At 70.8% G+C, this 15191-nt stretch carries 13 protein-coding genes; 10 read left to right on the top strand and 3 right to left on the bottom strand.

What is annotated here, in order from left to right; genetic code table 11:
* The first annotated feature begins 67 nt into the window (after window positions 1-67).
* From DEI93_RS12900 to DEI93_RS12875, 6 genes are all read left to right on the top strand, one after another.
* A complete protein-coding gene (locus tag DEI93_RS12900; protein WP_181436097.1) occupies window positions 68-1372 on the top strand; it encodes an ABC transporter substrate-binding protein in 1305 nt (434 codons plus the stop codon).
* Window positions 1369-2319: a carbohydrate ABC transporter permease gene (locus DEI93_RS12895; protein WP_111120262.1), complete on the top strand. Its 951-nt coding sequence runs from the start codon at window positions 1369-1371 to the stop codon at window positions 2317-2319. Before DEI93_RS12900 ends, DEI93_RS12895 begins: the two co-directional genes overlap by 4 nt.
* Window positions 2316-3281, top strand: a complete 966-nt coding sequence (locus DEI93_RS12890) for a carbohydrate ABC transporter permease (protein ID WP_111026383.1) — start codon at window positions 2316-2318, stop codon at window positions 3279-3281. The genes DEI93_RS12895 and DEI93_RS12890 overlap by 4 nt, the downstream gene beginning before the upstream one ends.
* Entirely contained in the window at window positions 3278-5221 is a 1944-nt protein-coding gene (locus tag DEI93_RS12885; RefSeq protein WP_111120261.1) for a beta-L-arabinofuranosidase domain-containing protein, read from the top strand. Before DEI93_RS12890 ends, DEI93_RS12885 begins: the two co-directional genes overlap by 4 nt.
* Window positions 5222-5364: 143 nt before the next feature.
* The gene (locus DEI93_RS12880) at window positions 5365-6594 is read left to right on the top strand and encodes a glycoside hydrolase family 3 N-terminal domain-containing protein (RefSeq protein WP_111120260.1); all 1230 of its coding nucleotides are present in this window, start codon (window positions 5365-5367) and stop codon (window positions 6592-6594) included.
* Between the two features lie 102 nt (window positions 6595-6696).
* Complete coding sequence (locus DEI93_RS12875; RefSeq protein ID WP_111120259.1) at window positions 6697-8076, top strand: hypothetical protein; 1380 nt, start codon at window positions 6697-6699, stop codon at window positions 8074-8076.
* A gap of 152 nt (window positions 8077-8228) precedes the next feature.
* On the opposite strand, the gene fabI is transcribed toward DEI93_RS12875, so the two are convergent.
* Both fabI and DEI93_RS12865 read right to left on the bottom strand, forming a co-directional pair.
* A complete protein-coding gene (gene fabI, locus DEI93_RS12870) occupies window positions 8229-8996 on the bottom strand; it encodes an enoyl-ACP reductase FabI (protein ID WP_111120258.1) in 768 nt (255 codons plus the stop codon).
* A complete protein-coding gene (locus DEI93_RS12865) occupies window positions 8993-10075 on the bottom strand; it encodes a hypothetical protein (protein ID WP_111120257.1) in 1083 nt (360 codons plus the stop codon). The genes fabI and DEI93_RS12865 overlap by 4 nt, the downstream gene beginning before the upstream one ends.
* Before the next feature lie 154 nt (window positions 10076-10229).
* Here DEI93_RS12865 and DEI93_RS12860 point away from each other — a divergent pair, with 154 nt between their 5' ends.
* Window positions 10230-10940 carry an SDR family NAD(P)-dependent oxidoreductase gene (locus DEI93_RS12860; RefSeq protein ID WP_181436096.1) on the top strand — a complete coding sequence of 237 codons (711 nt, stop codon included), beginning with the start codon at window positions 10230-10232 and terminating at the stop codon, window positions 10938-10940.
* Window positions 10941-10964: 24 nt separating this feature from the next.
* On the opposite strand, the gene DEI93_RS12855 is transcribed toward DEI93_RS12860, so the two are convergent.
* Window positions 10965-11810 carry a formate/nitrite transporter family protein gene (locus tag DEI93_RS12855; protein WP_111120255.1) on the bottom strand — a complete coding sequence of 282 codons (846 nt, stop codon included), beginning with the start codon at window positions 11808-11810 and terminating at the stop codon, window positions 10965-10967.
* Window positions 11811-11958: 148 nt separating this feature from the next.
* On the opposite strand from DEI93_RS12855, the gene DEI93_RS12850 reads away from it, so the two are divergent.
* From DEI93_RS12850 to DEI93_RS12840, 3 genes are read left to right on the top strand one after another with little or no spacing between them, the layout of a single operon-like run.
* Window positions 11959-13218 carry an ABC transporter substrate-binding protein gene (locus tag DEI93_RS12850; RefSeq protein WP_111026390.1) on the top strand — a complete coding sequence of 420 codons (1260 nt, stop codon included), beginning with the start codon at window positions 11959-11961 and terminating at the stop codon, window positions 13216-13218.
* Window positions 13219-13255: 37 nt separating this feature from the next.
* Complete coding sequence (locus DEI93_RS12845; protein ID WP_375334773.1) at window positions 13256-14191, top strand: carbohydrate ABC transporter permease; 936 nt, start codon at window positions 13256-13258, stop codon at window positions 14189-14191.
* Window positions 14192-14217: 26 nt separating this feature from the next.
* On the top strand, window positions 14218-15090 hold the full coding sequence (locus tag DEI93_RS12840) for a carbohydrate ABC transporter permease (RefSeq protein WP_111120281.1): 873 nt from the start codon (window positions 14218-14220) through the stop codon (window positions 15088-15090).
* The last annotated feature ends 101 nt before the right edge of the window (window positions 15091-15191 follow it).

Raw genomic sequence — 15191 nt, 5'->3', positions numbered from 1 at the left:
GCGAGCCATAGCGTCAGCAAACACAGCAAATCTTGCGGCAACGGTGCGGCAAGGAGAGATGCGGGAGATGACGATGAAGACATCGATGACGCGGCGGACTTCGGTCGCCGCGGCCGCCCTGACGATCGCGGTGATCGGGCTGGCCGGATGTTCTGCGAGTGGCTCGGCCGGTGGAGGCGGTGATGCGGCGAAGGGCACCGTCACGCTCTGGCAGCGTGACGGCGGTGTCGACCTGACGGACCAGGTCAAGGCGTACGAGAAGGCGCACCCGGACGTCACGGTGAAGATCTCCACGATCCAGGCCGATCAGTACCTCACGAAGCTCGCGAACTCGGCGCGAGCGGGATCCGTGCCCGACCTCGTCAGCTACGACATCGTCAACACGCCGCTGCTCGCGACGCAGGGTCTGCTCGCCGACGTCACGGACAAGGCGGGGAAGCTGCCGGACAAGGGCGACCTCGCTCCGGCTGGCGTCGCGATCGGCAGGCTCGACGGCAAGCAGTACGCCCTGCCGGTGGCACTGACCGGATCGCAGATGTTCTGGAACAAGTCCCTGTTCGAGAAGGCCGGGCTCGACCCGACCAAGCCGCCGACCTCCCTCGCCGAGGTCAAGGCCGCCGCAGAGAAGATCCAGGGGCTCGGCGGTGGCGTCACCGGATTCTCGACCCTCGGCGGCGTCGGGCAGGCGTGGACGGGGTTCCCGAGCGCATGGGCGAAGGGCGGTAGCGTCCTCACCGCGGCAGGGAAGAGCCAGGAGGCCGAGTTCACCAGCAAGAACCTGGTCGGCATGGTCGACTGGTACCAGGACATGTGGAAGTCCGGGCTCATGCAGAAGACCGACGAACCGAACCAGGACCCGGGCAACGTCGGGCAGGAGAACGCCCTGAACGGCAAGGTCGGCATCGTGTTCACCGGCGCGAACACCCTCACCGCGAAGAAGGCCGACTTCGGCAGCGCCGTCGGGATCCCCGGCGTGGACGGCGGTTCTGGTTCCTTCCTCGGCGGTGACGAGATCGGCATGACGGCCGGTGCGAAGAACAGCGACGGTGCGTGGTCGCTCATGAAGTGGCTCGTCAGCTCGAAGAAGGCCGCGCGGATCGATCTCTCGCAGGGCTGGATCGCACCGGACCTCACCGTGGCGAAGAGCCTCGCGACCGACGAGTGGTCGAAGGACATCGTCGACACGCTCGCGATCGGCAAGCTCCCGAAGAGCATCGCCTACAACGCGGTGATCAACGACCCCAACGGTCCGTGGGCACAGCAGTCCCAGAAGGTGATCTTCCAGGGCGCTGACGCCTCCGCGGCCCTCGCGAGCGCCGAGAAGCAAGCGAACGCGCTCATCGGGCAGGCCTACAGCCAGGTCGGGAAGTGACGGCCGTCACCTCCTCGGCGCTCGCCGGGGTCGCGGACGGGCGCATCGGTGCCCGGCCGCGCTCCGGGGGCCGTCGGCGCCAGACACTGGCATGGGTGCTCGTCGCCCCCGCGCTCGTCCTCGCGGTCGTGTTCTTCGTCGTGCCGATGGTGCTGCTCGTCGTGATGTCGTTCTCGAACTGGCCCCTCCTCGGCCGGGTCAGCCCCGCCGGCGTCGGGAACTACGTACAGGCGTTCCAGGACGCGGCGTTCTGGCACTCGCTCGTGTTCTCGCTCCTGTTCACCGTCGTGTCGGTGCCGGTCGGGATGGCCGTGAGCTACGCCGCCGCGACGATGGTCCGAGGTGAGGGGCGGTTCGTCTCCTTCGTCCGGACGGCGTTCTTCATGCCGGTCGTCATCGGGTTCACCGCCGCCGCCTACATGGCGAACGTGCTGCTCGTGCCGGGCACCGGGGCGATCAACGTGCTCCTCCGGTCGGTCGGAGTGACCAACGGGGACACCGCGTGGTTCACGGCACCGGACACGGCGTTCTGGGCGGTCGTCGTCCTGACGGTGTGGAAGTCGATGGGCGTCGCGATGATCCTGCTCATGGCGGGCATGCAGGCCGTGCCGGGCGAGGTGATCGAGGCGGCGAAGATCGACGGCGCCGGATGGTGGCGTCGCGAGGGGTCCGTCGTGTTCCCGCTCGTCCGGCGACAGTTCGCGCTCTGCCTGCTGCTCGCGGTGTCCGGCTCGATCCTCGTCTTCGACCAGTTCTACGTGCTGACCAAGGGCGGCCCGAGCGGCGCGACCACGACGACCGTGATGTACACGTACCAGCAGTCGTTCGTCCGGTACGACCTCGGCTACGGCGCCGCCCTGTCGATGATCCTCACGGTGATCATCCTCGTCATCGCGATCGTCCAGCTGCGGGCGCTGCGGTCGACCAGTGCGGAGGACGAGCGATGAGCACGACGGACGTGACGAAGCGAACGGCAGCGGCGCCTCGGCGTGACGCGAGCCGAGCCTCCAGACCGGACGCCGCGAACCGGACAGGACTGCCGCATGCGCCCGCGCGGCGGCGGCGTGGGCCCGACGCGAGTGGTGTCGCCTACGTCGCCATCGGCACGGTGCTCGCGCTCCTGTTCATCGCGCCGGTCGTCTACATCCTGTTCCGGTCGTTCCTGCCGGCCGACGCCGACGCCCGCGGGATCGGGCCGGAGTCGCTCGCGACGCTCACGCTCCGGAACTACGGGAAGGTGTTCGACCCGTCGGTGGACCTGCGGCAGAACATCGTCAACTCGTTCGTGGTCGCCATCGCGGTCGCGGTCCTCGTGGCGCTCGTGTCGACGCTCGCCGCCTACGCCTTGTCGAAGATCCGGTTCCGCGGCTCGTCGGTCGTGTTCATCCTCCTGCTCGCGCCACTCGTCGTGCCGTTCCAGGGACTGCTGACGCCGTTGTCGATCGTGCTCGGCAAGCTCGGGCTGCTCGATTCGCTGGCCGGGGTGGTGCTCGTCCTCGTGACACTCCAGCTCCCGTTCTCGGTGTTCGTCATGCGCAACACCTTCGACGGCATCCCGTCGGAACTCGAGGACGCGGCAGCGATCGACGGCGCCGGCACCGGGCGGATCCTCCGCTCGGTGATGCTCCCGCTGGCGTGGCCAGGGCTCGTCACGGTCGCGCTGTTCGGGTTCATGGCCGGCTGGAACGACCTCCTGAGTTCGGTGACGTTCCTGTCGACGGACAGCAAGTACACACTCCCGCTCGCGCTGTCGAGCATCAGCACGTCCTTCAAGATCCCCGGGGTCCCGGTGATCGACCCCGGACTCCTCACCGCGGTCGCGTGCGTCGCGACCGTTCCGGTGGTCGTGCTGTTCCTCGCCCTGCAGCGCTACTACACCAGAGGCCTCATCGGAGGATCGATCAAATGACAATCGCCAGCACCACGACCACCACCACGACCACCGAGGGGCGGTCACACCGGCCGCTGCCGCTCGGGAGCATCACGCCACGCGGCTGGCTGCTCGACCAGCTCCGGTTGCAGGCCGACAACATCACCGGGCAGCTCGAGGCGATCTGGCCCGACGTCGGGCCGGACAGCGGCTGGCGTGGGGGAGCGGGGGAGAACTGGGAGCGCGGGCCGTACTACCTCGACGGGCTGGTCCCGCTCGCGCACGTGCTGCAGGACGACCGGCTCCTCGCCCTGGCGACGCCGTGGATCGAGTGGATCCTCGCATCGCAGCGCGACGACGGGTTCTTCGGGCCGGTGGGCAACGACGACTGGTGGCCGCGGATGGTCGCCCTCAAGGTGCTCACGCAGCACGCGGACGCCACGGGCGACGAGCGGGTGCCGCCGTTCCTCGAGCGGTACTTCCGGCACCAGCTCTCCGCGCTCCCGGGCCGGCCGCTGACCTCGTGGGGACGTGCTCGGGGCGCCGACAACGCGCTGTCCGTGTGGTGGCTGTACGAGCGGACCGGCGACCCGTGGCTGCTCGACCTCGTCGACCTGCTGGCAGCGCAGACCATCCGGTGGGACGACTACCTGGCGAGCGACCTCATCACCGGCCCGGCCCGGACGTTCTCCCACCGGACGCACGGACCGAACGTCGCCATGGGTCTGAAGACGGGAGCCGTCTCGGCGCTCCGCGACCGGGACGTCCGTGGCCACACCGCTCGGACGGAGGCGTCGTTCGCCGCGCTCGACCGCTGGCACGGGCAGGCGAGCGGATGGTTCTCCGGCGACGAGTGGCTCGGCGGACGCGAGGCCACGGCCGGCATCGAGACCTGTCAGGTCGTCGAGATGATGTTCACCGCGGAGGTGCACGCGCAGGTGTACGGACGCGGCATCGACGGCGACCGGCTCGAGTCGCTCGCGTACAACCTGCTCCCGGCGTCGAGCGACCCCGAGATGCGTGGGCACCAGTACCACCAGCAGGCGAACCAGGTCGAGGTGTCGGTCGGCCGGCGGGAGTGGAGTTTCTCGTCCGACGACGCCGGGATCTTCGGACTCGAACCCCACTTCGGGTGCTGCACGGCCAACCTCCACCAGGGGTGGCCGAAGTTCGTGTCGCACCTGTGGCTGCGCGACGCGGACGGGCTGCGGGTCGTCGCCTACGCGCCGTCCGCGATCGCGACCGAGGTGGACGACGATGCGGTGTCGATCGTCGTGGACACCGAGTACCCGTTCGACGAGACCGTGAGGATCCGGGTCGCGACCTCGCGCACGACGCCGTTCGCCCTGCGGCTGCGCGTCCCGTCGTGGGCGCAGGGCGCCGAGTTGACGGTCGGCGGTGTCCGTGTGGCGATCGGATCGCCGGGGGCCGATGCGGGCCTCCCGATCGTGGACGGGTACGTGACCCTGGAACGCGACTGGTCGGCGACGGGGGACGTCGTCCTCGTCCTGCCGATGCGGGCCCGGGTCGTCCGGCGCGAGCGTCAGGCCGCCGCGGTGCGGCTCGGGCCGCTGACGATGGTGTACTCGCCGGGAGAGCGGTGGGTGGAGCACGACGGGGCGCCCGGCATCGGCGAGTGGGAGGTGCACGCGCGCGGGTCGTGGAACTGGGCGCTCGCCGAGGTCCGCGACGCTGCGGGATGGCGGGTGACCCGCGGTGCAGTCCCGGCTGCCCCCTGGTCGTTGGAGGACCGGCGGCGTGCGCCCGTCGTGCTGCACGCCCCGGGTGCGCGCGCGACCGAGTGGCGGATGGCCGGGGCACAGGCAGACACGCCGCCGTTCAGCCCGGTGCTCGACCACGGACCGGACGACGACCTCCGTCTCGTGCCGTACGGATCGGCTCGGCTGCGGGTCACCGAGTTCCCGGTCATCGGGAACTGGCGGGACATCGACGATCCGGACGAGCCGACGGAGCGGTGACCGGGGCTCGGAGGCGCGAGGGCTGCGCCTCCGAGCCGCCGACGCCGAGGGGTTCGAGGTCGTGGTCGATCTGTCGGCGGAGTTCGGCCGGCTGCCGTGCGCTCAGCCGCTCCCGCGCCGCGCCGCCTACCATCGCCCACGTCATGTCCGTGCCCGCCTGCTCCGTCGTCCGCCGCCGGGCACGCCCGTTCCTCGCCGCCGCGACCGCGCTCGTCGTCGCGTCGGTCCTCAGCGCGTGCGTCGGTCCGTCCACGCCGGGAGGCCCGTCGCCGCGATCCTCCCGGCCCGCCTCCGCCTCCCCGTCGCGCCCCACCGGGACCCCGACTCCGACGCCGACCCCCGACCCGCTCGCCGGCCTGACGCTCGAGCAACGCGTCGGGCAACTGTTCATGGTGGGCACCCCGGCGACCGCGGCGGGTGCCCAGGCGCTCGAGGCGGTGCGGACGCACCACGTCGGCAACGTGTTCCTCTCCGGCCGCTCGACGTCCGGCACGGCCGCGACCGCCGCCGTCGTCCGGCAGGTCACCGGTCTGGTGTCTGACGACACCACCGCGGGACTGCCGATGTTGGTCGCCACGGACCAGGAGGGCGGGCAGGTACAGGTGCTCCGTGGGCCGGGGTTCTCGGACATCCCGGACGGTCTCGCCCAGGGCGCGATGCCGCCGGCCGCGCTGCACGACGACGCGGTGACGTGGGGGCGGCAGCTCGCGGCTGCGGGGGTGGACCTCGACCTCGGGCCGGTGGTGGACCTCCTGCCCTCGCCGGCGACCGCGGCGGCGAACCCGCCGATCGGGCGGTACCGCCGCGAACTCGGCTTCGACCCGGGCACGATCACGGGCGCGGCCGACGCGTTCCGCGGGGGCCTGCAGGCGGCCGGCGTACAGAGCGTCGTGAAGCACTTCCCGGGCCTCGGGAACGTGACGGGCAACACCGACTACACGAGTGGTGTCACCGACAGCGTGACGACCGCCGACAGCCCGTCCGTGCAGGTGTTCCGCGCCGAGGTCCATGACGGCGCCCGGTTCGTCATGACGTCGACCGCGTACTACTCGCGGATCGACCCGTCGATGCCGGCCGCGTTCTCGCCGACGGTGGTCCAGGGCCTGCTGCGCGGCCAGCTCGGGTTCGACGGCGTCGTGGTCACCGACGACCTCTCGACCGCCGCCCAGGTGCAGCAGTGGACCCCGGCGCAGCGGGCGGTCCTGGCGATCCAGGCGGGGTCGGACATCGTGCTCGCCTCCGCCGATCCGAGCGTGGTCGACCCCATGGTCGACGCGGTCGTCGCGAAGGCCCGGACCGACGCGTCCTTCCGGCAGCAGGTCGACGCGGCCGCGCGGCGCGTCGTGCAGGCCAAGCAGCAGTCGCTCGGCTGACGTCGCGTGAGTTCGCGGCGCGCGATCGTGCAGCCGTCCGCCCAGTCGGGCCTGTGATCTGGTTGCATGAGACGCTTCCTCGACGGCCGGAACCGGAGATCCATGTCCCTTCCTGAACACCACGTCCGACGACCGCGGACGCCAGCGGTGGTCGGCCTGGCCGTCGCCGTCCTCCTGATGGCCGCCGCAGTGCTGATCCCGAGACTGACCGGCTGGCGCGTGCACGTCATCGCGTTCCCGCCCCTGCACGCGCACTGGGACCCGCGGGTCGGGCCGGGGACACTGCCGGCGGTGGCGCTGGCGGTGCTCGGGGTGGTGTTCGCACACCGGGTGGCCGCTCGGGCGCGCTGGGCGGTGCTCGTGCCCGGCGCGTATGCAGTCACGGTGGCGTGGTTCGCGGCGCTCGCACTGGTCGACGGCTCCCACGGCATCGGTCACGTCCTCGACACCCCGTACGAGTACATGGACACGGCGCGGGCCGTGGCTGGGCATCCGTTCGCCCAGACCCTCCACGGGTTCATCCCACGCATCGTGGGCGGCCCGGGCAAGTGGCCGGTCCACATCGCCGGGCACCCGCCCGGGGCGTTGCTCTTCTACGTGGTCCTCGTCCGGCTCGGGTTCACGACGGGCCTGGCGGCGGGCTGGATGACCTTGCTCGTCGCGGCGACGACGCCGGTCGCGGTGCTGCTCACCCTGCGTACCCTCGGCGCCGATTCCGCCGCCCGCCGTGCCGCCCCGTTCCTCGTCCTCGGTCCCGCAGCGGTCTGGTCGGCCGTCTCCGCCGACGCGGTGTTCGCTGCGTGCGGCGCCTGGGCGGCCTGTCTGCTGGCCCGGTCGGCGACGAGCCGGCGCGGCGGGGCCGCCGCCGCGTGGGGTGTCGCAGCGGGACTGCTGTTCGGGTACAGCGTCATGCTCTCCTACGGGCTGCCCTTGCTCGGCGTCCTGGCGGTGGGGGTGCTCGTCGCGGCACGTTCGTGGCGGCCACTCGTGTGGGGGCTGCTCGGTGCCGTCGCGGTCGTCGGGACGTTCGCGCTGTGGGGGTTCGCCTGGTGGGAGGCGTACCCGGTCCTCCGCGAGCGGTACTACAACGGCGTGGCACACAAGCGTCCGTTCGGGTACTGGGTCTGGGGTGACCTGACCGCGTTCGCCTTCAGCGCCGGACCGGTGATCGGGCCTGCCGTCGCACAGACGCTCGTGCGAGCGCGCGCGGTGCTGCGCGGTCACGGCTGGATCCATGCGTACCGGCGGCTCCCTCGGGCGGCCGTCGTCCCGGTGGTCCTGGCACTCGCCGGCGCCGCCATGGTGTTCCTCGCCGACGTGTCGGGGATGAGCAAGGCCGAGGTGGAGCGCATCTGGCTGCCCTTCGCGCCGTGGGTGCTCGTCGGGACGGCGTTGCTCTCGCCCCGCTGGCGATGGTCCGGCCTGGTCGTCCAGGTCCTGACCGCCCTCCTCGTGCAGCACACGCTCGACACGGGATGGTGAGACGACGCTCCAGACCACGCGATGCGGCGTGCGAGGGGTAGCATCGACCTGTCCGCGGCGTTCCCCCCAACTCCGCGGATCCGCCCCGGCGGGCTTCCCCCGAGTCCGCCGGGGCATTTCCACGTCCCGGCCAGGTCGACCTCCGGCGCCGGTCAGTACTCGACCGCGTGGAACCCGCCGTCGGCGTGGACGATCGACCCGGTCGTGGCCGGCAGCCAGTCGGAGAGCAGCGCGACGATCGTCCTGGCCACGGGGGTCGCGTCGGTGCGGTCCCAGGCGAGCGGGGCCCGGTCCTCCCAGAGGCCGTTCACCTGGTCGATGCCCTCGATCGCCCGCATGGTGAACGAGTCGACGGGGCCGGCGGCGACGAGGTTGGTGCGGATGCCGCGCGGACCGAGGTGCAGCGCGAGGTACCGGTTCACGGACTCGTACGCCGCCTTGGCGACGCCGGCCCAGCCGTAGACGGGCCAGGCCCGGGAGGCGTCGAGCGTGCATCCGACGACGCTCGCGCCCGCGCCGAGCAGCGGGTCCGCGCCGCGGACGAGCGATTGCAGCGAGTACGCGGAGACCCGGAACGAGTGGGCGACGTCGTCCCACTCGGCATCGCTGAACCCGTCGCCGACCACGGACGGCAGGCTCGCCGAGATGCAGTGCACGACGCCGTCGAGTCGGTCGGTGTGCTCGCGGAGCCGGTCGGCCAGGAGGCCCACGTCGGCCGGGTCCTCGGCGTCGAACTCCACGACGGGCGCGGTCGTCGGCAGCCGTCGTGCGACGGCCTCGGTGATGCGACGGCGCCGCCCGAACCCGCTGAGGATCACGGTGGCGCCCTGCTCCTGCGCGATCGCGGCGGTGCGGAACGCGATCGAGGACTCGGTGAACACGCCCGAGACGAGCACGGTCTTGCCGGCGAGGAGGCTCACGAGCGTGCCTCGAACGACAGCAGCAGGTACCGGCTCGCCGCCGCGGTGCGGTCCACCCGCGCCGCACGGACGCGGAACCGGGCGGGGGAGCCGTCGTCGCGGACGAGTCGCACGTCGTGCGTGGCCGCGTCGTGGTCGACGCTCCGACGCGCGGCGGCGACGAACTCCTCGAAGGCGGGACGGTCCTCCGCGAGCGCGAGCGAGGCGATGTCGCCCTCGAACGGCTCGTGGAGCCCGAGCCGCCCCCAGCTCGGCGACGTCATGAACGTCGACGACTGGAGGCAGTCGACGGCGGCGTACGCGACGTCACCCGCGAGCGCGAAGTAGGCGCGGGCGAACTCCGCCGCGTCGACGATGTCGAGACCGGTCGTGCGGTACGTGCTCGGCTTCGGGACCTCCCGCGTGAACCCGTAGGCGTAGAACACGCCCGGCCGGTCGGGCAGGACGGTCGACGTGCCGACGAGTGCCAACTGCTTGCGGCCGGGGTTCGGCGTGTCCGGGCGGGTGACGGCACCGAAGGTGAGGAGCTGGTGCACCCCGTTCGCGGCGGCGAGCCCGGCGTCCACGGTCGTCTTCACCCGCGCACGCTCCTCGTACGGCAGGAGTCGCGTCAACCAATCGCCGACCGGCCCTCGGCTCGACTGGACATCGTCCGGGCTGAACTCGTGCAATCGGTAGAGGCCGGCGTCCCACTGCGACGACGTCGACCCGACGTTGTTGCCGGACGTGTCCACCGTCCACTGCCACGCACCGATGAGCGGCGGCTCCGGCACGGGGTCGGCAGCCGGGACGAACACGCCGTACGCGCCCGTCACGTGCGACCGGTCCGGCGTGATCACGGGCCGGGCGTCGACCTGGTACGCATCGCCCCCCAGGTGCACGATGCGTCGCAGGGCCGCGCCCGACCCGATCACCTCGGACAGTGCGGGGAGCAGCACCTCGCGCGCGCGGCGGTCCAGGTTCCGCCGAGGGCTGACCCCGGCGTGCTCCTGGTCACCGACCGCGAGCAGGCTCGTGACGGCACCGAAGTGATCGACGACGACCCACCGGCCGACGGGATCGACCTCGGTGTTCGCCATCCTGTGCCTCCGCGCTCGGGATCCCGGGGCGGGCACGGCAGGGCCGGACCGAGCGCGTCCGCGCCCCAGAACGTCCAGCCTGAGCCGCTGTCCAGCGGCCATGCTCACGAGGCATCCGCCCCGCACGAACAGGACCGTAGCAGATAATCGACCCGTGCAGACCGACGTCGAACCGCTGTCCGTGATCGTGTTCGGGGCATCGCGGGGCATCGGCGCCGCGACGGCCACGGCGTTCCACGAGGCCGGCCATCGCGTCGTCGGCACGCACCGTGGTTCGGGCGTCCCGTCCGGCGTCGTGGGCGTCCAGGCGGACATGCGCGACGAGGGATCCGTGGCGGATGCGGTGCGCACGGCGGTGGAGCACGGACGGCTCGACGTCGCGGTGGTGAACGCCGCCGTCGCACCGCAGGAGCTCCTGGTGCGGATGACCGCGGCGTCGATGCGCGAGGTGCTCGAGGTGAACCTGGTCGGGGCGATGCTCGCGACGAAGCACGTGGCGAAGGCGATGAACCGGCAGCGGTCGGGCTCGATCGTGCTCGTGTCGTCCGAGAGCGCGCGTGTCGGCATCCCGGGCAGCAGCCACTACACGGCGTCGAAGGCCGCGCTCGAGGGCTTCATGCGGTCGGTCATGTGGGAGTACGGCCCGCGCGGCATCCGGATCAACGCCGTCGCACCGGGTCCGACCGAGACCGACATGCTCGCCCCGATGACGGACGAACACCGTCGGGCCCTCCTCGAGCGGATCCCGCTGGGGCGGCTGGGGCGTCCCGACGAGATCGCGGACGTCATCCGGTGGGTCGCGCAGAGCACGTTCCTCAACGGAGCGGTCGTGCCCGTGACCGGCGGCGAGGGCTTCGGGGTCTGATCCCGCCCCCGACCACCGGGCCCGTCAGTCCTCCTGCTGGTGCGCCGCGCGGTCCGGGTGGTCGTGCGAGGTCTCTCGCCGGCCCTCCATGAGCTCCTTGGTCCGAAGCAGGCGGAGCGCCGTCACGAGCACCAGGCCGCCGAGCACGTTGAACAGGAGCGTGTACCCGAACCACCCCAGCCACTGTCCGTACGTGATGTCGACACCGCTCTGGATCGCGCCGAACACCAGCAGCGAGTCGAGGATCGAGTGGAACAGCTGGAGGCCCGCGAGCAGGAACCCGCCGGCCACGGCGGCGACGAGCTTGGCCGGATCGGAGTCCGTGCCCTGCTGCATCCGGGTCATCAGGGTGATGGTGCTGCCGCCGAGCACGGCCAGCACGACGCTCTGCAGGTCGAACGGGGCGTCGATGTAGTGGTGCGCGGCCTCGCTGAGCGTGGGGTGCCACTGGGGGAACGCCTGGACGACGAGCCACATGAACACCCACCCGCCGACGAGGTTCGCGACGAGGGTGCCGCCCCACAGCTTGAGGAGTTGCAGCAGGCTCCCCTCGCGCGCGACGACGGCCGCGACGGGCATGAGGAAGTTCTCGGTGAACAGCTCGCTGTGCGCGAGGTGCAGGGCGATGAACCCGATGCCGAACGCGAGGCCCGCGAGCAGGTGGCTGCCGGTCTCGGTCAGGACGGCGAGGTAGGCCATCACGCCGAGGCCGACCTCGAGACCACCGAAGAACCCCGTGATGAGCACCGCTCGCACGGTCCGCTGCAACCGTTCCGCACCCTCCTCGATCGTCGCCTCGAAGGACTCGAGGAGTTCGTCCTCGACGGGCGCGTCGGTGGAGCCGAGTTCGCGGCGTCGATCGTCAGTCATGCTCCGGAGGGTATGCGGCCTCCCTGGTCGGACGGGACGGACCCCGGCGGCCACCGCCGGGCAGCCCGCTTGACACCCGATTTTGAGCGCTATAAATTGGCGCGCACGCCGCAATCAAGGGAGATGTCGCGTGTCCCGTCCTGTCTCAGTGAGCCGCCGGTCCTTCCTCGTCGGCTCCACCGCACTCGCTGCGCTCGGTCTCGCCGGCTGTGCCGCGCCCGGTGCCGGCGGCGGCACCACGCACCTCCGGTTCTACGAACAGAAGCAAGAGGTCATCGCCTACTTCGACACGCTGCTCCGCCAGTTCGAGCGGGAGCGGCCGGGCATCTCGGTGGTGCACGACTCCACCAACGTGATCGCCCCGCAGTTCGTGCGCGGTGCCCCGGCGGACGTCGGCTGTTTCAACGACAACCTCGAGCTCGCCCGGTACATCAAGCGCGGCGTGCTCAGCGACATGTCCGACCTGCCCTCGGCCCGGACCGTCCGCACGGACATCCGCTCCCTCACGGACCAGTACGCGACGTACCCGGGGCGAACGAGCGTGCTCCCGTACTCCCTCGCCGCGGCCGGCGTCATCTACAACAAGAAGATCTTCGCCGACCACCACCTGCCGGTGCCCGAGACGTGGTCGCAGTTCGTCGACGTCTGCAAGGAGCTCAAGAAAGCCGGGATCACCCCGATCTACGCGACCGACAAGGACACGTGGACCCTGTGGCAGGGCCTGTTCGACTACGCGGTCGGCAGCCTCGTCGACACGGGACGGTTCTTCCGGCGGATGAAGGAACTCGGCACGGACGTCGGACCCGACTCCGAGGTCTCGTTCGAGAAGACCCTGGCGGTCCCGATGGAACGCGCCAAGACGATCTCGACGTACTTCAACCCCGACCACGCCGTCCGCTCGTACGCCGACGGCAACCTGGCGTTCGGCAAGGGCCAGGTGGGGATGTACCTGCAGGGGCCGTGGGCCCTCGGGCAGATCGCGCTCGTCGACAAGCGCCTGTCGGTCGGGACCTTCCCGCTGCCCGTGTCCGAGGACCCGGCGGACCGCAAGGCCCGGGTGAACATCGACCTCGGCCTCTACATCCCGACCGCGACGGCACACCGCGAGGAAGCTCGCGAACTCGTCGAGTTCCTCATGCGTCCGTCGGTCATCGACGCCTACAACCAGGACAACCTGGCGTACTCGACGCGGAAGGGCGCGCCCGCGCAGCAGGACGAGCGGGTGGCGGGCCTCCAGCCGTTCGTCGACCGGGCCGCGTTCTACCAGGGCGCGGGGACGTTCATGCCGAACTCGATCCCGCTCGGCAACTACCTGCAGTCCGCCACGCGGAGCGGGAACTTCGACGGCATGCTCCGCCAGCTCGACGCGGACTGGCGGCGCCTCGCCGGACGGGACGCACTCGTATGACCCCCATGACGATGTCCGACCTCGACGAGGAGCGATCGTGACCCTGCAAGCACCCCTGTCGGACCGAACCGCGGATGAACTGCCGCCGAGACCGACGACCCGGCCCGCTCGGCGGCGGCGCGTCGACCCGATCTACGCCCTGTTCCTGTTCCCGGCGCTCGCGCTGTTCACCGCGTTCGTCGTGGTGCCCGCCGTGATCGGCATCTTCTACAGCTTCACGAACTACGTCGGGTACGGCCGGTGGTCCTTCCTGGGGCTGCGGAACTACACGACGCTGTTCACGGATCCGAACATCATCGCCTCGTACGGCTTCACGCTCGGGTTCGCGGCGGTCACCGTCGTCGTCGCGCAGGTGATCGCCCTGGCGCTGGCCGTGGCGCTGTCGCGGCGGATCCGGTTCGCGGCGCCGCTGCGGAGCGTGTTCGTCATCCCGATGGTGATCTCCGGGATCGTCGTCGCGTACGTGTTCAACTACCTGTTCTCGAACTCGCTGCCGGCCCTCGCCACCGCGGTCGGGTTCCACCCGCTCGAGCAGAGCATCCTCGGCAACCCGGACCTCGCCTGGCTCGCCATCGTGATCGTGTCCGCCTGGCAGACGATCCCCGGAGCCCTGCTCGTGTACACCGCCGGCCTCACGGCGATCTCGGACGACCTGTACGAGGCGAGCGCGCTCGACGGCGCCAGCTCCTGGAAGCAGTTCCGCTCCATCACGCTGCCGCTCATCGCCGGGTTCATCGTCATCAACACGGTGCTCGGCGTGAAGGGCTACCTCGGCGCCTACGACGTCATCGTCGGCCTGACGAACGGTGGCCCGGGCACTGCCACGAGCAGCGTCGCCATGACGATCTTCGGTGGCTTCACGGGCGGCGACTACGCGTACCAGATGGCCAACGCCACGGTGTTCTTCATCGTCACCGTCGTGATCTCCGTCGCCCAGCTCCTCGTCACCCGCGGAAGGACCATCCGACTGTGACCTCTGTCGACCTCCACCACGACCAGATGGCCGGCTCCAGCGCCGGCCGCCCCACCACCACGCGTCGGCGTCGTCGGCTCGGCCGCACGAACTGGCCGCTGACCGTCCTGCTCATCCTGGCGTCGTTGACGGTGCTGGCCCCGCTGTGGGTCACGCTGTCGATGGCGTTCAAGACGAGTGCGCAGTCGGTGGACGGGAACGCGTTCTCGTTCCCGGCGCCGTTCAACCCCGCGAGCTTCGCGCAGGCGTGGCGGCTCACGCACTTCCCGGTGTCGTTCGGCCTGTCGCTCGGCGTCGCCGCGATCACGGTCGTCCTGACGCTGTTCCTCAGCTCGCTCGCCGCGTTCGCGATCGCCCGCAACTGGGACAAGCGGATCTACCGCTGGTCGCTGTACTACCTGCTCGCCGCGCTGTTCCTGCCGTTCCCGGTGGTCGCCCTGCCGCAGATCCAGCTCACGGCGTTGACCGGCCTCGACAACCCCGTCGGCGTCGGCATCCTGCACGCGATGTTCCAACTGTCGTTCAGCGTGCTGCTCTACTCGGCGTACCTCCGCTCGCTGCCGATCGAGCTCGAGGAGAGCGCCCGCATCGACGGCGCGACGACGTGGCAGATCTTCTGGCGCATCGTGCTGCCGCTGCTCGGTCCGATGAACGCCACGGTCGGCATCTTCGCGTTCCTGGCGTCGTGGAACGACTTCATGATGCCGTCGCTCATCACCGCGGACCCGAGCCTGCAGACCCTGCCGGTCGTGCAGAACATCTTCCAGAGCCAGTTCGGCACGAACTACAACGTCGCGTTCGCGTCGTACCTCATGGCCATGGCGCCGACCATCGTCGTGTACCTGTTCGCCCAGCGCTGGGTGATCAGCGGCGTGACGCAGGGCGCCGTCAAGCACTGACCGACGCGCGCCGTCGAGCACCGACCGGCGGGTTCCGCCCGGGGGGCCCACCCCACCGCACACGGGTACCGTCGCGTCCGACCACCCGACCGACCTGGAGG

The sequence above is a fragment of the Curtobacterium sp. MCBD17_035 genome (genome assembly GCF_003234815.2).
Classification (GTDB): domain Bacteria; phylum Actinomycetota; class Actinomycetes; order Actinomycetales; family Microbacteriaceae; genus Curtobacterium.
The sequence above is the reverse complement of the archived record's forward strand: the minus strand, read 5'-3'. Positions and strand labels throughout refer to the sequence as shown.